Annotated in this window: 20 protein-coding genes and 1 tRNA gene; 13 read left to right on the forward strand and 8 right to left on the reverse strand. The window is 66.1% G+C overall.

All coding sequences use genetic code 11. The annotated features are described in order from the left end of the window. The first annotated feature begins 73 nt into the window (after nucleotides 1-73). The 4 genes from BR78_RS0119485 to BR78_RS0119500 all read left to right on the forward strand — a co-directional run bounded on the left by BR78_RS0119485 (nucleotide 74) and on the right by BR78_RS0119500 (nucleotide 3,297). Nucleotides 74-583 carry a hypothetical protein gene (locus BR78_RS0119485; protein WP_029937443.1) on the forward strand — a complete coding sequence of 170 codons (510 nt, stop codon included), beginning with the start codon at nucleotides 74-76 and terminating at the stop codon, nucleotides 581-583. A gap of 64 nt (nucleotides 584-647) precedes the next feature. Further along, entirely contained in the window at nucleotides 648-1,502 is an 855-nt protein-coding gene (locus tag BR78_RS0119490; RefSeq protein WP_156022415.1) for a hypothetical protein, read from the forward strand. A 75-nt stretch (nucleotides 1,503-1,577) separates the two neighbouring features. Next, nucleotides 1,578-2,903 carry a phage tail tip lysozyme gene (locus BR78_RS21110; RefSeq protein ID WP_051683431.1) on the forward strand — a complete coding sequence of 442 codons (1,326 nt, stop codon included), beginning with the start codon at nucleotides 1,578-1,580 and terminating at the stop codon, nucleotides 2,901-2,903. A gap of 37 nt (nucleotides 2,904-2,940) precedes the next feature. Beyond that, nucleotides 2,941-3,297 (forward strand): hypothetical protein, encoded by a 357-nt coding sequence (locus tag BR78_RS0119500; RefSeq protein ID WP_029937446.1) that lies wholly within the window; start codon nucleotides 2,941-2,943, stop codon nucleotides 3,295-3,297. Between the two features lie 3 nt (nucleotides 3,298-3,300). Here the strand turns inward: BR78_RS0119500 and BR78_RS0119505 are convergent, their stop codons facing one another. Continuing rightward, a complete protein-coding gene (locus tag BR78_RS0119505; RefSeq protein ID WP_231478349.1) occupies nucleotides 3,301-3,654 on the reverse strand; it encodes a hypothetical protein in 354 nt (117 codons plus the stop codon). Between the two features lie 184 nt (nucleotides 3,655-3,838). On the opposite strand from BR78_RS0119505, the gene BR78_RS0119510 reads away from it, so the two are divergent. Next, nucleotides 3,839-5,371 carry a hypothetical protein gene (locus BR78_RS0119510; protein WP_029937448.1) on the forward strand — a complete coding sequence of 511 codons (1,533 nt, stop codon included), beginning with the start codon at nucleotides 3,839-3,841 and terminating at the stop codon, nucleotides 5,369-5,371. A gap of 487 nt (nucleotides 5,372-5,858) precedes the next feature. Here BR78_RS0119510 and BR78_RS0119520 read toward each other — a convergent pair whose 3' ends face one another. Beyond that, complete coding sequence (locus BR78_RS0119520) at nucleotides 5,859-6,263, reverse strand: GFA family protein (protein WP_029937449.1); 405 nt, start codon at nucleotides 6,261-6,263, stop codon at nucleotides 5,859-5,861. A gap of 87 nt (nucleotides 6,264-6,350) precedes the next feature. On the opposite strand from BR78_RS0119520, the gene BR78_RS0119525 reads away from it, so the two are divergent. From BR78_RS0119525 to BR78_RS0119545, 5 genes are all read left to right on the forward strand, one after another. Further along, a complete protein-coding gene (locus BR78_RS0119525; RefSeq protein ID WP_029937450.1) occupies nucleotides 6,351-7,043 on the forward strand; it encodes a helix-turn-helix transcriptional regulator in 693 nt (230 codons plus the stop codon). Nucleotides 7,044-7,403: 360 nt separating this feature from the next. Continuing rightward, on the forward strand, nucleotides 7,404-10,859 hold the full coding sequence (locus BR78_RS0119530; protein ID WP_037567256.1) for a TonB-dependent receptor: 3,456 nt from the start codon (nucleotides 7,404-7,406) through the stop codon (nucleotides 10,857-10,859). Between the two features lie 90 nt (nucleotides 10,860-10,949). Next, the gene (locus tag BR78_RS20690; protein ID WP_081855869.1) at nucleotides 10,950-12,170 is read left to right on the forward strand and encodes a family 43 glycosylhydrolase; all 1,221 of its coding nucleotides are present in this window, start codon (nucleotides 10,950-10,952) and stop codon (nucleotides 12,168-12,170) included. Between the two features lie 11 nt (nucleotides 12,171-12,181). Next, nucleotides 12,182-13,768, forward strand: coding sequence for a family 43 glycosylhydrolase (locus BR78_RS0119540; RefSeq protein WP_029937453.1), 1,587 nt, complete (start codon nucleotides 12,182-12,184; stop codon nucleotides 13,766-13,768). 8 nt (nucleotides 13,769-13,776) lie between these two features. Next, nucleotides 13,777-14,568 (forward strand): rhamnogalacturonan acetylesterase, encoded by a 792-nt coding sequence (locus tag BR78_RS0119545; protein ID WP_029937454.1) that lies wholly within the window; start codon nucleotides 13,777-13,779, stop codon nucleotides 14,566-14,568. A gap of 87 nt (nucleotides 14,569-14,655) precedes the next feature. On the opposite strand, the gene BR78_RS0119550 is transcribed toward BR78_RS0119545, so the two are convergent. Further along, nucleotides 14,656-15,237 carry a hypothetical protein gene (locus tag BR78_RS0119550; protein WP_051683433.1) on the reverse strand — a complete coding sequence of 194 codons (582 nt, stop codon included), beginning with the start codon at nucleotides 15,235-15,237 and terminating at the stop codon, nucleotides 14,656-14,658. Nucleotides 15,238-15,370: 133 nt separating this feature from the next. On the opposite strand from BR78_RS0119550, the gene BR78_RS0119555 reads away from it, so the two are divergent. The 3 genes from BR78_RS0119555 to BR78_RS0119565 all read left to right on the forward strand — a co-directional run bounded on the left by BR78_RS0119555 (nucleotide 15,371) and on the right by BR78_RS0119565 (nucleotide 18,060). Next, entirely contained in the window at nucleotides 15,371-16,324 is a 954-nt protein-coding gene (locus tag BR78_RS0119555; RefSeq protein ID WP_051683434.1) for a DMT family transporter, read from the forward strand. Between the two features lie 91 nt (nucleotides 16,325-16,415). Next, a complete protein-coding gene (locus BR78_RS0119560; RefSeq protein WP_029937457.1) occupies nucleotides 16,416-17,243 on the forward strand; it encodes an amidohydrolase family protein in 828 nt (275 codons plus the stop codon). Between the two features lie 88 nt (nucleotides 17,244-17,331). Then, a complete protein-coding gene (locus BR78_RS0119565) occupies nucleotides 17,332-18,060 on the forward strand; it encodes an SDR family oxidoreductase (protein ID WP_029937458.1) in 729 nt (242 codons plus the stop codon). A 27-nt stretch (nucleotides 18,061-18,087) separates the two neighbouring features. Here the strand turns inward: BR78_RS0119565 and BR78_RS0119570 are convergent. The 5 genes from BR78_RS0119570 to infA form a co-directional block, all read right to left on the reverse strand. Next, nucleotides 18,088-18,163: transfer RNA gene (locus tag BR78_RS0119570), tRNA-Phe, on the reverse strand. A gap of 31 nt (nucleotides 18,164-18,194) precedes the next feature. Then, nucleotides 18,195-18,380, reverse strand: coding sequence for a DNA gyrase inhibitor YacG (locus BR78_RS0119575; protein ID WP_029937459.1), 186 nt, complete (start codon nucleotides 18,378-18,380; stop codon nucleotides 18,195-18,197). Between the two features lie 3 nt (nucleotides 18,381-18,383). Beyond that, a complete protein-coding gene (locus BR78_RS0119580) occupies nucleotides 18,384-19,331 on the reverse strand; it encodes a ribonuclease E/G (protein WP_029937460.1) in 948 nt (315 codons plus the stop codon). Continuing rightward, nucleotides 19,324-19,893, reverse strand: coding sequence for a Maf family protein (locus tag BR78_RS0119585; protein ID WP_029937461.1), 570 nt, complete (start codon nucleotides 19,891-19,893; stop codon nucleotides 19,324-19,326). The genes BR78_RS0119580 and BR78_RS0119585 overlap by 8 nt, the downstream gene beginning before the upstream one ends. An 11-nt stretch (nucleotides 19,894-19,904) precedes the next feature. After that, nucleotides 19,905-20,123, reverse strand: coding sequence for a translation initiation factor IF-1 (infA, locus tag BR78_RS0119590; RefSeq protein WP_003049127.1), 219 nt, complete (start codon nucleotides 20,121-20,123; stop codon nucleotides 19,905-19,907). Nucleotides 20,124-20,142: the final 19 nt, after the last annotated feature.

The raw sequence follows: 20,142 nt of genomic DNA on the forward strand, positions 1-20,142 counted from the left end.
GCCACATGGTTGTGGAACATGGCGCCAGTCGTGGGCGGCGACATCGCCCGAACGGGATTTTGGACACGGGATCATGACCAGTATCGACCGCATCTCCGGGCTCTCGCCCCTCTCCCCCGCCGGCACCGCGTCCACCGACGCGCGCGGCGCGGCGATCGAGGCAATGGGCGAGATCGGCCACCGCGTCCTCGCCTGGGTCGACGCCACCAGCCGCGGCAACGGCAGCGGTGCTCATGCATGGAGCCAGACCGCCGGCAGCGGCACCGGCTTCGCCCCCGATATGGGCGAGCTGGCACGGCGCGGGGACGTTTACGGCCTCGGCGACCTCACGCGCGATCTCTCCGCGCGCTTCGGCGGCAGCCCGGCACAGGAAGGCGAACTGCGCCGCGCGCTCGATGACTTTACCCGTCAGGCGGTAATCCAGATCGCCGGGCTGTCAGGGGCGAGCGGCGAGCAGCAGATCGGCGGCGTCCGCGCGACACTCGATAGCGCGTCGCGTGCCGATGCCCCTCCCGGCCTCGACGGCGTGATCGCGCGCTTCGAAGCCGCGACTGCCGATCTCTCCGCACAAAATCGCAGTTAAGACGGAACCCGCCACGCTTTCGCGCGTGCTAGCGCCGTCCATTCCCGATCCTGAGAGGTTCTCGATGCACAGGCCGTTGATGCTGCTCGCCGCTCCCTTGTCGTTGTCGGCGGGCGGGGCGGCGCATGCCGCCGACCAGAAGGCAGTGGTGGTCTCTGCCGGCAGCGAACAGGCGATCAAGCTCGGCAAGACGGTGATCTCACGCCCGTTCGGCGCCGAGCTAGTCGATCACCTGTCCGTAGTCGGCAGCTACACGGTGCAAGGCTCCCGGCTGCATCTGATCCGCGGCAAGGCCGGTGCGGAATGCCCCGCGCGCTATGCAGTGATCGTGACGCGTGCCGGCCAGGAGCCGCTGGTCACCGAGGCGTTCGGCACATGCAGCACGGCCGCGCGCGCCCAGTTGCGGCGTGGCGTGTTCACCGTCGCCATGCCTGCTACTGCGGCCGGCGGTCCGCTCGTCCAGTTTCGTTATGCCAACGGCCGCATGCATCGTCCCGTCGCGGCGCTCACTCAGGGGGCGGGCAAGATCGGCCGTGCAGCCCCGGCAGCGACTTCCGCGTGCCGATCGGCCAATTCGATCGACGCGGCGAACCAGGCGGCTGCGCTCGACGCCTTCGAGCGCGACTGGCCCAAGGCGTATCGCCGCACGGGCTCGCTCAAGAAAGTCACTATCGGCCAAAGCGAGATGCGGCGGCTGACCATTGATCTCGCCTGCATGGCGAGCTGGCCGGCCGGCGAGCGCCGCGTGCCCGAGCTGGCGACGCCGCTGTTCCGCAGCAAGCAGCATCGCGACGCAGCCTTCGCCGCGCTCGAATCGATCCAGCACGATGCCGATACCGACGCCAACCTCAAGGCCGTCGCGCGCAGCTTCTCCGCGGAGATGCGCTACCGCGTCGCGCTCGATCCGCCGCTGCTCTAAGCGTTCCGATTAGCGACCCGCCTTTTCGGCTCGGCTATCAGGCTGCAGCACAATCGGTTTGGCGGAGTAAGGGCCATGACGGGCGTCTCTTCGGTTCAACAGAGTCAGACGAATTCCTCCAGCGGCGGCGGTGACGGCAGCTATTTCGTCAAGACCGGCGATACCTTGAGCGCGATCGCGCGCGACAAGGGCGTTTCGCTGAATGCGCTGATCCAGGCCAATCCGCAGATCCTCCACCCCGACCTGATCCGCCCCGGCCAGCATCTCAACATCCCGACGGGCGGCGGGGCGGCCGAGACCCCGCGCGAGTACAGGATCCAGCCAGGCGACACGCTCTCCGCCATCGCCGAGCGCTTCGGCACGACCTGGCAGGCGCTGGCGCAGGTCAACAACATCGCCAATCCGAACCTGATCTTCCCAGACCGGATGCTGACCATTCCGAACGGCACCGGGGGCACCGGCGGAGTCGAGGGCGGATCCCCGGTCGGCGGCACCCCCGGCAGCGGATCGAGTGATGTCGCGGCGATCGCCGAGAAATATCTCGGCCAGAACGCCTCGTCGCTCAAGGTCAACCGCAACGACAATCTGCCGATGAACGCCGGCGTGCCCTCGAACGTGTGCTGCGCCAACTTCGTCTCGGCGGTGCTGACCGAGGCGGGCAAATTGCCGGCCAATCTCCACACCGATTCGGTCGCCCAGCTCAACGCCACCTTGCGCAGTCGCGGCTGGACCCCGGTCCCCGCTTCCGAGGCGAAGCCCGGCGACGTGGTGATCATCCAGGGCGGCGGCGTCTCGCACACCGAGATCGTCTCGGGCCCCGGCCAGATGATCGGATCGAACAACGTCAATGCCGACGGCAGCCAGAAGATCTCGCACAACAATCTCAGCTGGGCGCTGAGCCATGGCGGCGTGATCCTGCGCGCGCCCGGCGGCAGTGGCGAGACGACGGGCACACAGAGCAGCGGCTCGGTCGTCCCCACCGGCCAGGGCGGGCAGCAGGCGCGGATCGACCAGGCGATCAGCTATTTCCAGAGCCAGGGCTGGAGCCGGGCACAGGCGATCGGCATCGTCGCCAACCTCGATGCCGAGAGCAACATGAATCCGGGCATCGACCAGATCGGCGGCGGCCCCGGCTATGGCCTCGCGCAATGGGAAGGTCCGCGCCAGCGCGACTTTGCCGCCTGGGCCGGTCATAACATCCGCGGCTCCTCGTTCGCCGAGCAACTCCGCTTCGTCCAGTACGAGCTGACCCACAGCGAGGCCGGCGCCGGCCGTGCGCTGCGCGGCGCCACCGATGCGCGCTCGGCCGCGGAGATCGTCACGCGGCTCTACGAGCGCCCCGCCGATACCGCCGGCGAAGCAGTCCGTCGCGGCAATCATGCCGCCGCGATGGCACGCTGACCGGGAACGGTTGGCGCTGCCCCGCGTTCGACGGGCCATGCGAATCATGCTCCCGATCGCGCTCGCCGCCGTGACCCTCCTCCCCGGCTCGGTGGGTGCGCAGGGCGCGTCCTCACGCGAGACCGTACGCTGCTCGTTCAACGACGGCCCCGAGCGCGCCTGCGTCTTCACCGACCAGGCCAGCCGAAACGGCTTCCACCGCATGACTTTCACCGGCCCCGGAATCCGCGTGACATTCGTCGGCCGCTCGAACAGCGGTTGGTGGTCCGGCCAGCTCGACGGCAAGCCGGCAATGGGATTCGAGCGCAACCGCGGCAACACCGTGTTCAGCACCACCGATCTCGGCACGCGCTTCGCCTGGTGGTACCCGCGGAACGCCCATGGCAGCTATTGAGGCTCAGCCGCCGGTGAATAGCCGCGCGGGCGCGCCATAGCGTTTCGGCCAGTCTTCCCACGCGACGTCGCTCGGCCCGATCGCCTTGGCCACGATTTGCCAGCCGTGCGTATCGTGGCGCAGCAACGCGGCATAGGTGCGCGAGACCATGCCCTGTTGCGCGGCATCGGCCAGCGGCGTTCCCTGATAGTCGAAGGGCTTGCCGTCGGAATCCTGCATCGTCGCCAGCAGAAAGGCCCAATCCCCGTCGCGGTGGAGTTGATCGACGCGGAATTTGGGTGCCTTGCCAAGCTCCGCCTGGACAGGCGCACGCGCCGCTTCGAGCAGCGCCGCGCGCGTATCTTGGTCGGTCATCATATGGGGCCCCGCAACTCCGATCGCCGTCGCGATGAGGATAGACTGCAACATGCTGGTCACTCGTATTGCCACGCTCAAAACGGAGGCGGAACAGTGCGGTTCCGGATCGCCTCATAGTCGCTTCGAGTATGGCGCCGCGTCGCGCGGAACCTATCCTCCCCCGCAAGTTCGAGGAGTATTGGCCATGCTTATTGCAGATTCAGGCGGCGGCGGTTCGGTCACCAATACGGCGCCACCGGCGTGCGTGGTCAGCGACTCCAAGGTCAAGGGCGCTGTCGAGCAGACCGTCGCCGCGACTCAATTCGGCCAGCAGACCGACGGCGCGCAGGCGGCCTATCAGATCCAGCAGACGCTCGCGCGCAGCGACCTGACGCAGGATCAGAAGGACGAATATCTCGCCGCGATCGTGCAGATGGCCGGCGGGCAATCGACCTTTTGCGGCTCGGTCGACGAGCGCGCGGCGGACAAGTTGCTCCACGGGCTGAACGACATCGGCACTGCCTGGACCGACCCCGCCACCCCCGAGCTTCGGGACCAGGTGACGGAAGGCATCGCTCGCGGTGTCGCCGACGGCCGGCTCGACGCCGACGATCTCTACGGGATCGTATCGGAACCCGGCAGCGCCGGCACGCGCCAGTTGCTCACCGACGTGCGCGACGGCACCGCGCTCGCCTCGGTCGCCAATCGGCTGGTCGACGATGCGCGGGCGCAGGGCTACGACATCAACGATCGCCAGACGGGGCCCCAGACGCTCACCGCCGCCGCCGACATCGCCAACATGGCGGCCGCCGGAGGCAATCGCTCCGCCGCCAACGCGGTGCTCGCCGAGATCACCCGCGTCGAGGCGAAGGGCCCCGTCGCCGGCGGGGACATGACGCTCACCCAGGCAATGATGGCCACGACCGTGGGTGGCGGCCAATGGAACAACCTCTATGCGCGCGACGGCTTCCACGCGCTCTCCGGCCTGCTCAACTCCACTACGCAGAACACCGCGAACCAGCCTGCGCAGGACAAATTGTTCGCCGATCTCGTGCGCTCCGGCGGCGAAGGCTATGTCGGCGGGCTCGACGAGGGCGGCGATCGCAAGCCCGCGCTCGACCAGCTGGGCATGTATTTCGATCGCAATGTCGCCCGTCTTGCCGAGACCGATTGGCGGATGGACAATACCGGCGACCTTCACCACGGGCTGACGCAGGATTTCATGCGCAACGTCATGCTCGATCCCGATTACGGGCGCGCCGAACAATCGCAGGAGGCGCTCAGCAACGAGATGACTCGCCTCGCTGTGCAGATCGGCGACAAGAACCTGTCGCCCGACAAGCGCGAAGTCGCCGCCAGCACGCTCGGCGCGATCATGGGTTCGCTCGAGCAGGCCGGTGCCGACTATATCGCCAATGCCGAGGGCAAGGCCGAGGCGAAGGTCGCCTTTGTCCGCCAGTTCACCGACGTGGTCACCGACAAACTGATCGGCAAGCTGGGGGAGAAGCTCCCCGCAGGCGGAATCCAGGATGGCGCGACCGCGGCGGGCGGCAACTTCGTCGATCAGCTGTGGCAGAAGCTGGTCGATCACGAGCGCCAGGCGGCCGAGGGCCATGTCGACGAAACGACGGGCGGCGTGCTCGATCTCGCCCAGGCGATCCGCACCACCATGGCGACCGGAGACGCGAACCTGCTCAACGCCTTCGATCTCCGCGTAGAGCTGTACCACGACGCGTGATCCGCACTGATGAGCAATGGCGTGGCTGGAGCGCGCGGCCCCCGTGGAACGCGGAGTCAATCGACATCCAACCGCAAGGTTGGCAAATGCGCCGGGCGCGGGCGGATCCGACCCTTTGGTTGGATCTGAAAATGGCGGATTTGCGCGGTTTCCGGGTGTTGGCGGCGATAATGCCGATTGACGAAGTTGACGCATCCCTACGCGCGCGAGTCAACGCGTAAACCGAGTAGGACGGCGCGACGCGGGCGTTCTGCGGAGCATTCATGGATCGAACCAAAGCAGAACAAATCCTACATTGCCAGCGGCGTTTCGAGGGCGTTGGGCGAGGGCGGCTAGTGGCGGTTAGCTGCCGTTGCCCATCCTCGTCACCCCGTGATCGACTCGGGGTGACGAAGAGAGATTCTCCTGGGCGCGCACACGCGCGCACCACACCGGGCCCCTCCCTGCAAGCAGGGAGGGGAGTCAATTTGTTGAATGTCGATACGTCCTAGAGGTAGCTCGTCACCGCCGGCGGCTGCCACCATGCGTTGTTGCGCCCGTCCCCATATTTGATCGGTGCGGCCGCCAGTTCCTCGTCCGTCGCGTCATCCAGCGATCCCAATTGCACCGACACGAACGCGCCGCCGATCTCGGGCACGTTGCCCTGACTGAACGGCGCGCAGCCGCATTTGCTGCAGAAGCGGTGGCTGCCCTGCCCGGTGCCGAACGAATAATCGCTGAGCACCTCCTCGCCGCTCAACAGGCGGAATGCGTCGGGCTTTAGCAGCACTCCCCAATTGCGCCTTTTGGTGCAGATCGAACAATTGCACCTGGTCGTCTCCGCCGCGAGATCGATCTCGGCCTCGAACCGCACCGCACCGCAATGGCAGCTGCCATGGTAAGTCTTCTGCATCGTTCGTCTCCCTTTGCTTTCGAAAGCTAGACTTACTGCCATGCTGCTGCCAGCATGGTGTCAGCAGCATGGCAGTAGGGTCTTTTTATGCGCAAGGCCGACCGCCTCTTCCAGATCGTCCAGATCCTCCGCCGCACGACGCGCCCGGTGACCGCCGACGCGATCGCCGCCGAGCTCGAGACTTCGAAGCGATCGGTCTATCGCGACATAGCCGCATTGATCGGCCAGCGCGTGCCGATCCGCGGCGAGGCGGGGATCGGCTATGTCCTCGATGGCGGCTTCGACTTGCCACCCTTGATGCTGACTGCGGACGAGATCGATGCGGTAGCCCTGGGCGCGCAATGGGTCGCCGGACATGCCGATCCGGCGCTGGCGCGGGCGGCGCGCGACGTGCTCGCCAAGGTCGCGGCGGTGTTGCCCGACGATATGCGCGCCATTCTCGAAGATCCCTCGGCGCGAACGCCGCCTTCCTGGGACACGGTGGAGGATCCGGTCGACGCCGCCGAACTGCGCGGCGCCATCCGAGCCGCGCGCAAGATCGCCCTTAGCTATACGGATCTCTCGGGCAAGCGCACCGAACGAACGGTCTGGCCGCTGGTGATCGGCTATCTCGACGCGGTCCGGGTGCTGATCGCGTGGTGCGAATTACGCAACGATTTCCGTAGCTTCCGGCTTGATCGCATCGCTGCGGTCACGATCCTCGACGATCGCATACCGATGGATCCGGGAGTGTTGCGCAGGCGATGGCACGCGACCCTGGGCCTCCCCCGAACAAACTGATCTTCCGTCGATGCGATTCGGGCGGCAACCATGCGATATCGGCTCGGTCTTCAATTGATACCGGTATCAATTTTACCATCTCATTGATTTTCAATTGATTTAATCACAACACTTGTGGTTGCCGGAGCAGGGTGTTGGCGTTACCATTATGCCACCGGTGTCTATAGCGACATCGGAAGAGACGGCCGCAAAGGCCGCGCGAAAATGAGGAGAGGCAAAATGCCGCCGGGTCATGCAGCGACGAGCGATCGTCCGCGTCTCTCCGGCATTGCGGCGAACGCCGCACGCTCCCTCCTCGACGACAATAGCTGACGGGGACGACCGCAGGGGATTGCGGCGTCCGCCAACGGGAGGGGAATGATGATCAAGAAGAATGCAACCGCGGCGATCCTGCGTGCCGGTGCGTCTTTTGCGGCGCTCGCGCTGGCCGCGACCTGGGGCAGCGCCGCCTTCGCGCAGGGTGCCGAACCGGCGGCCGAGGCGGCCGCCGCCGCTCAGGACGTTGCCGCCACGCAGGAAGGCGAGATCGTCGTCACCGGCTATCGCGCTTCACTGCGCAGTTCGATCCGCGAGAAACGCGACGCCACCGTCCAGATCGACGCGATCAACGCCGAGGACATCGCCGACTTCCCCGATTCGAATCTCGCCGAATCGCTCCAGCGCCTACCCGGCGTCTCGATCGACCGCGACAATGGCGAGGGCCGCACCATCACCGTCCGCGGGCTCGGCGGCGACTTCAACCGCACCCGCCTGAACGGTCTCGAAGCGCTCTCCACCGCCGGCGCGAACGATGCCGGCACCAGCCCGAATCGCAGCCGCGCGTTCGACTACAACACCTTCGCCTCCGAGCTGTTCAGCTCCTTGAAGGTCCAGAAGACTCCTTCGGCCGAGACCGACGAGGGCTCGCTCGGCGCGACGATCGACCTGCAGACCGGCCGCCCGTTCGACTATGCCAAGTCGGCCTTCGCGCTTTCTGGCGAAGGCAGCTATCAGCAGAACAGCAAAAAGTGGAATCCGCGCATCGCGGGCCTCGCATCGACTCGCTTCCTGAACGATTCGATGGGCTTCCTCGTCTCGGGCGCGTGGAGCAAGTCGAAGAACGAGCTCGATCAATATCGCCGCGCTCCCGGCCAGTCCGACTATCTCTATCGCAACTCGGATTTCCTCGGGAACGAGAACCCGCAGCGCGCCGGCTTCGCCGCACCGACCGGCACCAACTTCGGCACCGTCGTTACCAATCCCGCAGCCATCGCGGCGCTCACGGGTTCCGATCCCGCCGCTTATGCCAAGCTGTATCCGGGCGCACCGTTCAATACGCCAGGCCGTCTCGACGATTCGCTCGTACGCATCCCGGCGCTTGCCTCGATCGAGCAGCAGGACGTCCAGAATGAGCGTCTCGGCCTGACCGCGTCGTACCAGTGGCAGATCGGCGACCGGACCCTGCTCAGCATCGACGGCGCCTATTCGCGCTTCTGGAACCGGAGCACCTACAACCAGGTCTCGTCGGTCGGCCTCAACCGCAACAACACCAACGCGACCTACAACACCGCGACCAACTCGATCACCCCGGTCAACGCCCGGGCGCTCTATCCGGGCCTGTGCACGCCCGCCGCGGACAGCGAACTCGCGCCCTCGCAGGATTGCGGGCAGCAGATGTACGGCTCCACGCCGGCCTTCGCGACGGCGTTCAATGCCAGCGGCGTGCTCGGGCCGTCGATCCTCGGCAACGCCGCGGTCGCGCCCGGAGGCACGACGCCGGCCAACGCCACGATCTTCAGCGTCAATCCGTTCAACCTCGACCCGTATGATTATTACAATAACCCGAACTCGGTCGGGTACATCCCCAGCTCGAACCGCCTCGCCTTCCGCGGCGCGCTGATCGGTCGGCCGGCAGTCGAGGTGCTCGACGCCAACGTCACCAACGGGCTCGCCGACTATCTGGTGATGCGCAACGTCGACTTCCGCTCGGCGGCCGACCAGTCGACTTACACGACCAAGTTCAAGCAGGGCTCGTTCAACCTGCAGCACGCCTTCTCTGACGTCTTCAAGACCGAGATCACCGCCGGCCTGTCGGAATCGACCAACTACACGCAAGGCCTGCTGGTCGAGTTCAACCGCATGGATTCGCCGGGATCGTTCGTTTATGACGAGCGCGGCGGCGGTTCGATGCCCCAGATCGACTTCGGGTTCGACGCGGCCGATCCGGCGAACTGGGAAGTGGTCAAGGGCTTCTCGGGGATCCGCCACTATCAGCGCTTCGTCAAGAACACCTACAAGCAGGCCAAGATCGATTTCGACTGGCAGGCCAATGACGAGTTCAACCTCGGCTTCGGCGCGAACATCCGCAAATATACGTTCGACACGTCGTTCTATGAACGCAACAACGACTTGCTCAATCCGACGCTCAAGGAAGCCGGCGCCACCACCGCCAGCGTCAGCCGGAAGATCAACTTCGGTCAGGGGCTGAGCGTCCCCGACGGCACGATGAGCAGCTTCATCGTGCCCAGCATCCAGGCCTTCGACAATCTGTTCGACTTCACTTGCAACTGCGTCAACAAATGGGGCGATTGGCGCCTCACCAACAAGCGCAACGGCGGCCGCGAGAATTTCGGGGTCGAGGAAGTCGATACCGGCTTCTATTTCCAGGCCGACTGGAACAGCGAATTGTTCGGCCGACCCTTCCGCGGCAATGCCGGCACCCGCGTCGCGATCACCGACGTGACGTCGACGGGCTCGACCACCGCGGGCCGGCCGATCGTCGGCACCAACAAATACACCGATTTCCTGCCGTCAGTGAACGTCGTCTACGAGCCGATCGAGAACCTGCTCGTCCGCGTTTCGGCCTCGAAGGTGATGGCGCGACCGCTGCTCGGCAATCTCGCCCCTACGCTCACTGCGATCTCGGTCCCGAACTCGTCGACCGCGACCAGCGGCGCGACTCTGACCGTCGGCAACCCCAAGCTCCAGCCCTTCCGCTCGACCAATCTCGACGCCAGCGTCGAATGGTATTTCGCGCCGGGCGGCCTGCTCTCGGTGGCGGCGTTCCAGAAGGAGATCGACAGCTTCCCGCAGACGATCTTCTTCACCGGACCGCTCAGCCGCTTCGCCGATGCGGAGACGATCGCGGCGATCCTCGCCCAGTTCACTCCCGGCTCGCCGCAGGCGAACTACATCACCAGCGGCTACGATTTCCAGGCACGCCAGTTCGCCGACGCGCCGGGCGGCTGGCTGCGCGGCATCGAAGCCAGTTTCCAGATGGACTTCACCTTCCTGCCGGGCCTGCTCAAGAATTTCGGCGCGCAGGTGAACTATACGCACATCGATTCCGAGCTGAACTACATCCTCGATCCCGGCACGGCGACCGTTCCGCGAACCACCGGCAAGGGGCCGTTCCTCGGCGTTTCGCCCGACGCGATCAACGCCACGCTCTATTACGAGAGCAAGCCCTTCCGGGCGCGCGTCTCGGTGGCGCATCGCAAGGGCTACAGCACGTCCTATCCGATCGCGGCGGGCTCGTGCAGCCCGGGCATCATCCCCAATCCGACGCCGCTCACGCCGGCGCAGGTGAATGGCAACAACGTGCCGGGCGGGCCCTGCACGGGACCGCTGATCAACGATTTCGTCTACAGCCGCTCGACCACCAACGTCGACGCGTCGATGAGCTTCAACTTCACCCGCTGGGTCTCGCTCACGCTGGAGGGGCTGAACCTCACCAACCAGACCAGCGATCGCTATGCCTATGAAGGGCAGAACGCCGTCACCCAATATGCCAGCTCGGGACGTATCTTCCGCGCCGGCGTCCGCTTCCGCTTCTAGACACGGAGGCGAACGATCCATCCGCCTGTCCCCTCCGCCGGCCTGGACGACCTTCGATGTGATCGAAGGTCGCTCCTCGCCGGGGGCTCTTTGCTCGGGGGGCTAACGCTAAGCGGGGCGACCTGGGCACAGGAGCCGCCCTATGGCCCGGCCCCGCTTTCGGGCGGGCAGATCGATCCGAAAGGCGACGACAGCGGCCGGATCATCCCCGCCCCGCTCAAGGATTATTGGCCCTATTCCGGGCTCAGCGGCCCCGGCCGGAAGCCCGACGCGGCGAGCATCGGCGGCGGCTGGGTCTCGGGTCTTCCGAACGTGCGCTACAAGGGCCCCGGCAGGCCGTCTTACCCGATCGCGCCCTGGGACAATTCGGCAAGCGGCAGTGCCGTAACCGCGGGGCTGCTCCCCGCCATCCGCCCGCTTCACGACGTCCATATCCGCGACACGATCATCTGCCTCGGCGGCGACGGCCATTATTACATGACCGGCTCGACCGGCGACAATATCTGGGCGGTGAACGACGGCGTCGAATTGTGGCGCTCGAAGGACCTGCGCGACTGGGCCTATCTCGGCCTCGTCTGGAGCATCGAGCGCGACGGCGCGTGGGAGAAGAGCTGGCGGATGCGCAAGGGCGTGCCTTTCCGCGCGCTCTGGGCGCCCGAAATCCACTTCGTCCGCGGCAATTACTATATCGTCCATTCGATGAGCCGCGCCGGCGTCGCGATCCTGAAGAGCAAAACCGGCAAGCCGGAAGGCCCCTATGTCCACGCCTTCTCGCCGGACAAGCCGCTGCGCGGCAGCATCGATGCGACATTGTTCGAGGACGCGGACGGATCGGTCTGGTTCACGCTCGGCTCGGCCGACGAGATCGTCCGCCTCAACGACGACATGAGTGGGTTTGCCGGCCCGTGGCAGAAGATGATCGCGGCCGACGGCGAATACGATCTCGACCCGAAGCATCATCGCAAGGAATGCGCCGCGAAGGGCTATCGCCATTTCGGCTATGAAGGCGCGACGATGTTCAGGCGGAATGGCATCTATTATCTCGGCGTCGTCGACCGCTACGAAGGCCGCTATTCGTTCGCGATGTGGATGTCGGACAAGCCGACCGGCCCGTGGCGCAATCGCCATGAAGGCCCGCCCTGCTGCGGCGGCGGCAACTTCCTGCGCGACAAGCAGGGGAATTGGTGGGTCACTTTCTTCGGCAATGACGAAGCAAGCCCGTGGCGCGAGAAGCCCGGCCTCGTCCGCGTCGACTTCTCTCCCGACGGCCGCGTGATCGTCCACCGCGACCAGCCCTTCGCAGCAACCTGAAAGAGGACAATATGGACATCAGCAGGCGGGAAGCGTTCGCGGCGGCGCTGGCGGGAAGTGCCGCGGCCCTGGTGCGTCCCACCGAGGCCGTCGCCAGGCCCGCGCCCGATTGGAAGCGCGGCTTCGACAATCAGCGCATCGCCGATCTGGGCAACGGCAATTTCCTCAATCCGCTGATCTCGGGCGACCGCGCCGATCCCGCCATCCTCAAGGACGGCGCCGATTATTACATGACCTTCTCGAGCTTCGATTCCTATCCGGGGCTCACGATCTGGCATTCGCGCGACCTGGTGAACTGGCAGCCGCGCAAGGCGGCGCTCACGAAGAATATCGGTTCGGTCTGGGCAGTCAGCCTCGAGAAGCATGACGGCCGCTATTTCCTCTATATTCCGGTCAAGGCGAAACCGAACTCGATCTTCGTGATCTGGGCCGATCACATCGACGGGCCGTGGAGCGATCCCGTGGACCTCGGGCTGCACAACCATATCGATCCCTGCCACGCCCTGGGCGAAGACGGGTCGCGCTGGCTGTTCCTGTCGGGCGGGGACCGCATCCGCCTCTCGGACGGCGGCCTCTCGACCGTCGGCGAAGTCGAGCATGTCTATGATCCTTGGCGCTATCCCGACGACTGGGACGTCGAGGGCTTCTCGCCCGAGGGTCCCAAGATTCACCGCCACGGCGACTTTTTCTACATGATCACCGCAGTGGGCGGCACCGCCGGCCCGCCGACCGGCCATATGGTCATCGCCGCGCGCGCACGCTCGATCCACGGCCCTTGGGAGCAATGCCCCGCCAACCCGCTGGTGCGCACCACCAGCGTGGCTGAGAAATGGTGGTCGCGCGGCCATGCCTCGCTGGTCGAGGCGCCCGACGGCAGCTGGTGGTCGGTCTATCACGGCTTCGAGAACGGCTATTGGACGCTGGGCCGCCAGACCCTGCTCGATCCGGTCGAATGGACCAAGGACGGGTGGTTCCGGATGAAGGGCGGCGACTTGTCGCAACCGATCCGCAAGCCCAGAGGCGGCACCGCACTGCCCCACGGCCAGCCCCTGTCCGACGATTTCAGCAAGCCACTGCAGCTCGGCCGCCACTGGAATTTCTTCAAGCCCGCCCCAGACGAGAGCAGCCGCCAGCGCGTCGAGAACGGCGCGCTCGTGCTCAAGGCCAGCGGCACCGCGCCGAGCAGCTCCTCGCCGCTGCTGCTGATCGCCGGCGACCAGGCCTATCAGTTCGAATGCGATATCGAGATCGCGCCGGGGGGCGTCGCGGGGCTGCTGCTCTTCTACGACGAGAAGCTCTATGCCGGCCTCGGCTTCGACGAGAAGCGCTTCGTCACCCACCAATATGGCATCGAGCGCGGCCGCCCCGCCAATCCGCACGGCCGCCGGATGAAGATGCGCGTCACCAACAATCGCCACATCGTCTCCTTCCACACCTCGGGAGATGGCGGGCAGACATGGAAGCGCTTCGATCGCGGCATGGAAGTCTCGGGCTATCATCACAATGTCCGCGGCGGCTTCCTGATGCTGCGCCCCGGTCTCTATTCGGCGGGCGAAGGCGAAGCGCGTTTTCGCGATTTCCGGTTCCATGCACTGTGAGGATCGCCATGCGCACTCTTTCCGCCGCCGCGCTGCTGTTCGCCGCGCCTGCCCTCGCGCAAACCCCGGAAGCGCCGCGGCCGATCGCCGCATCCAAGATCATCCTCGTCGGCGATTCGACCACCGCCGTGATCGGCGGCTGGGGGCCGAGCTTCTGCGCGTATCACGTGACGTCGTTCGCGGCCTGCGTGAACCTCGCGCGCGGTGGGCGCAGTTCGGGTAGCTATCGCGCCGAAGGTTCGTGGGAGCTCGCGCTCGCCGAGATGCGCGCGCCGGGCTACAAGAATATCTGGGTGCTGATCCAGTTCGGCCATAACGACCAGCCCGGCAAGCCCGGCCGCTCGACCGACCTGGCCACCGAATTTCCCGCCAACATGGCGCGCTATGTCGACGAGGTCCGCGCCGCGGGCGCGAAGCCGGTGCTGCTGACACCGCTCACCCGCCGCATGTTCACGGACGGCAAGCTCCAGAACGACCTCGAACCCTGGGCCGCCGCGATACGCAAGGTTGCCGCGGAGAAGAAGGTTCCATTGCTCGATCTCAATGCCGAGAGCAGCGCCGCGGTGCAGGCGATGGGCGAGGCCGCGGCGGATCGCTTCGCGCAACTCCCGCCCGGTTCGGCGCCGATCGCACCCGCACCCGCGGCCACGACCGAAGTCGAAGTCCAGCCGATGGCGCAGCCGCGCATGTCGTTCGACCGCACGCACCTGGGGATCGAGGGCGCGAACTATTTCGCGACCATGGTCACGCGCGAGCTCGCCGCCGCCGTCCCGGAGATGCGCCCGCTGCTGGTGCGCTAGCCGCCCGGTGCCCCAACGGCGGGGAATGGGTGGGAAGCGGCCCGACAGGATTTGGCCGAAGCAATTGTGGTGCTGCCATTCGACACGTCAGGTCACCAAATATACCGCAAAGACAGTGTATGCGCCGTCCTCACAGCCGCCTCCAAACCTGCCAGCGTTGATCGCCTCGACCGCGCTCTCGAGGTTGGGAAACAGGCAATGCTCGTTCACTTGCACCTCTCGGGCTGCCGAGTTGCATGAAAGCGGAGAGTGTTCGAGGTAGTCTCCGAACACCACGACGTCGTATCCGACCAGCGAAAGAGTCTCCTCGTCTGTCGGAGGTTCGACGGCATCCTCCACTCCCGCCGAACGCGCAGGCGATCTCGGACGCCACGACGTCGCGTCAAACGTCCAACCATCTGATTCAAGTTCACGTTCGTAGGCGGCGTAGTAAAATAGCTGGGCGCCGCTCGTGTCGACGCATGCTTCCTCCGTCAGCGCCCAAAGCACCGAGGGACTGTTGGCGACGCCGAAGCTGTTATGTTTCCATGCATCCTGCACATCGACCACATTGTCGTTTACACAATCTGAAACGCTGCAAACGTCTTTGATGTGGTTCGGGGCTGTGACGAGCCACTCGGGCGGGGGCACAACACGTTTTAGAAGGTAGCCAGCAGAAAGCATCGCCATCCCTTATCAATAGGATTCCATGTCCGCTATCGGGCGGTGCGCTCGGCACAGTGAACGACCGAGAATGGGGCGCAAGCGATCGTCCCGTCCCTTCCGTCTGGCGAATGGGTGCCACCTCCCCTAGAGCGCGGCCATGATCCGCCTGCGCCCCCAGTCCGCCGCTTATCTGATGCTCGTGGTGGTGATGCTGCTCTGGGCGGGCAATTCGATCGTCGGCCGCGCGATCCGCGACGACATACCGCCGCTGTTCCTCGCATTGCTGCGCTGGATGGGCGCCTTGCTGGTGATCGCCCCCTTCGCCGCGCGGCACCTGGCCCAGGATCGCGGCGCGATCGTGCGAAACTGGCCGGTGATCCTGTTGCTGGGCCTGCTCGGCGTCGCCGCTTTCAACGGCTTCCTCTATTCGGGACTGCGCTACACCACGGCAAGCAACGGCATGCTGCTGCAGGCGGCGATCCCCGCTCTGGTGCTGCTCGTCGATTTCCTGGTCTTCGGAACGCGGGCGGGAGCAGGCGCGATCTTCGGCGTCGCGTTGTCGACGCTCGGTATCGTCGTGATCGTCTTCCAGGGCAGGCCCGGCGCGCTTTCGCAAGTCGCCTTCAATCGCGGCGACGCGCTGATCCTGTGCGGCGTGGTCGCCTGGGCCTTCTACACGTCGCTGCTGCGCCTCCGCCCGAAGCTCCATATCCAGAGCTTCCTGGCGGTCACCTTCGCGATCGGCATGCTCGCGATGCTCCCGCTCGCAGCAACCGAATGGCGCGAGATCGCCGTTGTGTCCTGGACGCCGCGCGTGTTCGCCGCGGTGCTCTATGTGGCGCTGCTGCCCTCGGTCCTCGCTTACGCGTTGTTCAATACCGCCGTCGCGACGCTGGGCCCGGCGAGCGCCGGCCAGGCGATCACGCTGACGCCGCTGTTCGGCGCGCTACTCGCGGCACTGACGCTGGGCGAGCAGCTGCACGCCCATCACTTCGCCGGCATGGCGCTGATCCTCGGCGGAATCCTCGTCACGGCATTCGTCCGGTCGCGCGAGGCGTTGACGAAGCCATCGGCAGACGTTCAACGTGCCGATAATCGAATGCCTTCCTGAACGAGACGCATCCGCGATGAACAACCGTCCCGCCACCGAACCGACGCGCGCCGCGCGCCAATCGCGCCGCTGATCGGCACGCAGCAGCACGATGCGCATCCTCGATTCACATTTCCATTTCTGGCGGATCGGCGGGCCCGGCCAATCCTGGCCCGACGCCGAATGGCCGCGCATCCATCGCGATTTCCTGCCCGACGACTTGCGCGCCGAGACGGCGGGTCTGGACATGGTCGGCGGCGTGCTCGTCCAGTCGCAGGGGGATGATCGCGATACCGACTGGATGCTCGCACTCGACGACCCGTTCATTCGCGCGATCGTCGGCTGGGTCGATCTCGCGCATCCCGACGCGCCGCGCCGCATCGCCGAACTGGCCGGCCAGCCGAAAATCCGCGGCCTGCGCCCGATGCTCCAGGGGATGGCGGATACCGAGTGGATCCTGCAACCGGACCTCGATCCGGCGATCGAGGCGATGCTCGCGCATGGCCTGCGTTTCGACGCGCTGATCCAGCCACGGCACCTCGATACGCTGCACCGCTTCGCCACGCGCTGGCCCGAGCTTCCGATCGTGATCGATCACGCCGCCAAACCCTATGCGGCGAAGGGCGAACTCGACCCCTGGCGCGACGAGATCGCCGCGCTGGCCGCGCTTCCCAATCTCTGGTGCAAGCTGTCGGGGCTGCGCACCGAACAGGCCGCGGGCCAGCCGCATGCGGCGTTACGGCCCTATGTCGCGCACCTCGTGGCAAATTTCGGCGAACGCCTGATGTGGGGCAGCGACTGGCCGGTGCTGCGCCACGCCGGCGACAGCTATGCGGATTGGGTCGACGCGACCGTCGAACTGGTCGGCGCCGCCACGCCGGCCATGCTCTCACGACTGTTCGAAGGTTCGGCGAGAAGCTTTTACGCCATCGACGCATGACGAGCCCTGGCCTGAGCGAAAATCGCGCTGGACCAAAAGCGCCGATATCCCCGTTCCCGATTCCATCCCCGTTCTGAGGAAAGACAAGATGCGCCTTGCAGGCAAGACCGCCGTCATCACCGCCGCCGCCCAGGGCATCGGCCGGGCCAGCGCCGAATTGTTCGCGCGTGAGGGCGCGCGCGTCATCGCCGCCGACATCAATGCCGAAGCGCTCGCGACGCTCGAGGGCTGTGAAACGCACGTCCTCGACTTGCTCGACGGCGACGCAATCGCTGCGTTCGGCGAGCAGATCGGCGGAGTCGACGTGCTGTTCAACTGCGCAGGCTTCGTCCATGCCGGCACGATCCTGACCACCGACGAGAAGGATTTCGACTTCTCGTTCGATCTCAACGTGAAATCCGCATACCGCATGATCCGCGCCTTCCTGCCCGGCATGATCGCGCGCGGCGGCGGATCGATCGTCAACATGTCGTCGGTCGCCGGATCGGTGATCGCGGTGCAGAACCGCTTCGTCTACGGCGCCTCGAAGGCCGCGGTGATCGGCCTGACCAAGTCGGTGGCGCAGGATTTCGTGGGCCAAGGCATTCGCTGCAACGCGATCTGCCCCGGCACGGTCCAGTCGCCTTCGCTCGACGAGCGGCTGGCGGCGACCGGCGATGCCGACAAGGCGCGTTCCGAATTCGTCGCGCGCCAGCCGATGGGCCGGATCGGATCGGCAAAGGAGATCGCGGAGCTCGCTTTGTACCTCGGCAGCGACCTGTCTTCCTACACGACAGGCACGATCAACATCATCGACGGCGGCTGGACCAATGCATGAGCCTCGCGCTCGATCGGGTGGGGAAAATGGTGCCCGGGGACGGAGTCGAACCGCCGACACTGCGATTTTCAGTCGCATGCTCTACCAACTGAGCTACCCGGGCACGGGAGCCGGCGAACGCCGGAAGCGGGCTCTTAGTCGGCGTCCCGGCCCGTGTCCAGCCCGGTTTGTGTGTTCGGATCAACCGGCTCGCCCGGAACGCGATAGCCCTCGCCCAGCCATTGCAGCAGGTCGCGATCCTTGCAGCCGCGGCCGCAGAAGGGCTTGAATTCTAGTTCGGTCGGTTTGCCGCAAATCGGGCAGCCGTCACGCTTGGCCAATGTCTACTCCTTTGGGGCGACGAACGCCGTCGCGCCCCCGATGCGCCGGGCTAGCTCGGCGGTCCATTCGGGCCGCTGCGCCAACCGGTTGGCGATTCGTCTGTCCACCATATGGGTAACCGGCGGCGGCGGGGGAAGGCGCTCGATACGGCGCAGTTCCGCGCGCGCCTGCGCGCCCACCGGGTCGGCCCGCAACAGCTCCGGGAGCGAGGGCCGCGTCCGCCGCCGCACGATCTGCAGGAAGCCGAAGCCGTTGACCGTGGTGCGCTCGAAAGGCTGGGGCAGCGCCGCGTCGATCGCCTCCGCCACCGCCTGCCGCGCGGCCTTGTTCGCCAGAGTCGGGAAATCCACGCCGATCGAGCCGGCGATCCCGTGCCGCTCGATCGCCCGCGCCACGGCATGCGCCGCCGCCACTGCCAGCGCTTCGAGCGGTCCGCCGCCATCGACGTCGAACAAGGTCATCGCCGGGGTGGGCGACAGCCGCAGCGCGCCGCCCGGGAATGCAATCTCGCCGGTCACTGCCTCTTCGAGCACTTCGGACCAGCCCGCTTCCTCGAGCAAGTCGCTCTCATGCGCGCGCAACACCCGTACCGGCACGTCGGTCGCGGTGATCCGCGCCAGCAGGTCGGGTCCTTCGCCGGATACCGCATCCGCACCTGCGGGCACTGCCTTGGGAAGCTTGGGACGGCCGGCCTCGGGAATGGCCTCGCGCACGATCCGCACCTTCAGCGTGCCGCCCTGTGTGATCCCCTGCGGCAGCGGATCGCACAATGCCTCGCCGCCCTCGAACGCGACCTTGCCGGTGCTCTTGTCCACCAGCCGCGCGTTCAGCACCGCTCCGTGCCGCGGTGCGCTGCCTTCGAGTTCGATCCGCGCCTTCCAGATGACCCCGCGCGAGACGAGCGCGGCGCGGTTCTCGCCTATGCCGGCCTCGTAGAGCCACTCAGCCAAGCACGTATCCTGCGCCTTCGAGCAACGCGCGAGTCTCGAACACCGGCAGCCCAACCACACCCGAATGGCTGCCCGAGAGGAAGCGGACAAAGGCCTCGGCCTTGCCCTGGATCGCGTAGCCGCCCGCTTTGCCCATCCCCTCGCCGCTGGCGACGTACCAGTCGATCTCGGCGTCGCTCAGCCGCTTGAAGGTGACGATCGTGTCCGAAATTCGCGTCCGGGCTATCCCGTCGAGCCCGATCAGGCACATCGCCGACAGGCAATGGTGCCGCCGGCCAGAGAGCAGTGCCAGCATCCGGCGGAGATCGGCCTCATCCGCTGGCTTGGCGAGAATGCGGCGGCCGACGGCGATCGTAGTGTCGCCGGCAAGGACGATCTCCCCCTCCCCGCGCGCGACCGCCAGCGCCTTGTCGGTAGCGACGCGCAGCACATAGGCGCGCGGAAGCTCGCCGGGCCGGACATCCTCGTCGACGTCGGGCGCAGCGATACGCGAAGGCTCGGCGCCGATCCGCTTGAGCAGATCCAGCCGGCGGGGCGATGTGGAAGCGAGGACGAGCCGCACCGGCCCGACGCTCACTTGAAGCGGTAGGTGATACGGCCCTTGGTCAGGTCGTAGGGCGTGAGCTCGACGAGAACTTCGTCGCCGACCAGCACGCGGATGCGATTCTTGCGCATCTTGCCGGCGGTATGGCCGAGAATCTCGTGATCATTCTCGAGCCGGACGCGGAACATGGCGTTGGGCAGAAGCTCAACGACCTGACCACGCATTTCAAGGAGTTCTTCTTTGGCCAAAAACATGCCTCTCGGGTGA

The organism is Sphingomonas sp. UNC305MFCol5.2 (genome assembly GCF_000712135.1).
GTDB lineage: Bacteria > Pseudomonadota > Alphaproteobacteria > Sphingomonadales > Sphingomonadaceae > Sphingomonas.

Coding starts and splice junctions, on each gene's coding strand:
- BR78_RS0119485 (WP_029937443.1), top strand. CDS start 74: ATGACCAGTATCGACCGCATCTCCGGGCTCTCGCCCCTCTCCCCCGCC.
- BR78_RS0119490 (WP_156022415.1), top strand. CDS start 648: ATGCACAGGCCGTTGATGCTGCTCGCCGCTCCCTTGTCGTTGTCGGCG.
- BR78_RS21110 (WP_051683431.1), top strand. CDS start 1,578: ATGACGGGCGTCTCTTCGGTTCAACAGAGTCAGACGAATTCCTCCAGC.
- BR78_RS0119500 (WP_029937446.1), top strand. CDS start 2,941: ATGCGAATCATGCTCCCGATCGCGCTCGCCGCCGTGACCCTCCTCCCC.
- BR78_RS0119505 (WP_231478349.1), bottom strand. CDS start 3,654: ATGATGACCGACCAAGATACGCGCGCGGCGCTGCTCGAAGCGGCGCGT.
- BR78_RS0119510 (WP_029937448.1), top strand. CDS start 3,839: ATGCTTATTGCAGATTCAGGCGGCGGCGGTTCGGTCACCAATACGGCG.
- BR78_RS0119520 (WP_029937449.1), bottom strand. CDS start 6,263: ATGCAGAAGACTTACCATGGCAGCTGCCATTGCGGTGCGGTGCGGTTC.
- BR78_RS0119525 (WP_029937450.1), top strand. CDS start 6,351: ATGCGCAAGGCCGACCGCCTCTTCCAGATCGTCCAGATCCTCCGCCGC.
- BR78_RS0119530 (WP_037567256.1), top strand. CDS start 7,404: ATGATCAAGAAGAATGCAACCGCGGCGATCCTGCGTGCCGGTGCGTCT.
- BR78_RS0119540 (WP_029937453.1), top strand. CDS start 12,182: ATGGACATCAGCAGGCGGGAAGCGTTCGCGGCGGCGCTGGCGGGAAGT.
- BR78_RS0119545 (WP_029937454.1), top strand. CDS start 13,777: ATGCGCACTCTTTCCGCCGCCGCGCTGCTGTTCGCCGCGCCTGCCCTC.
- BR78_RS0119550 (WP_051683433.1), bottom strand. CDS start 15,237: ATGGCGATGCTTTCTGCTGGCTACCTTCTAAAACGTGTTGTGCCCCCG.
- BR78_RS0119555 (WP_051683434.1), top strand. CDS start 15,371: ATGATCCGCCTGCGCCCCCAGTCCGCCGCTTATCTGATGCTCGTGGTG.
- BR78_RS0119560 (WP_029937457.1), top strand. CDS start 16,416: ATGCGCATCCTCGATTCACATTTCCATTTCTGGCGGATCGGCGGGCCC.
- BR78_RS0119565 (WP_029937458.1), top strand. CDS start 17,332: ATGCGCCTTGCAGGCAAGACCGCCGTCATCACCGCCGCCGCCCAGGGC.